1 protein-coding gene is annotated in these 261 nt (G+C 65.1%); it reads left to right on the forward strand.

What is annotated here, in order from left to right; all coding sequences use genetic code 11:
- On the forward strand, window positions 1–261 hold a 261-nt coding region (gene vgrG, locus DM872_RS00115; RefSeq protein WP_179057557.1), incomplete at both ends, for a type VI secretion system tip protein VgrG.

The raw sequence follows: 261 nt of genomic DNA on the forward strand, positions 1-261 counted from the left end.
GCAGCAACGACGAGCACAGCTCCTGCTGGATTCGCGTGTCACAGAACTGGGCGGGCGCGACCTGGGGCCTCGTGGCCATCCCGCGCATCGGCCAGGAAGTCATCGTCTCCAACTTCGATGGGGACCCGGACCAACCGGTGATTACCGGCCGGACCTACAACGCCCACCAGCGACCGCCGTACGAGCTGCCGGCGCACAAGACGCGGATGTCTCTCAAGAGCCAGACCCACAAGGGCAGCGGCTTCAACGAATTGCGCTACG

The organism is Pseudomonas taiwanensis, assembly GCF_013393345.1.
GTDB lineage: Bacteria > Pseudomonadota > Gammaproteobacteria > Pseudomonadales > Pseudomonadaceae > Metapseudomonas > Metapseudomonas resinovorans_C.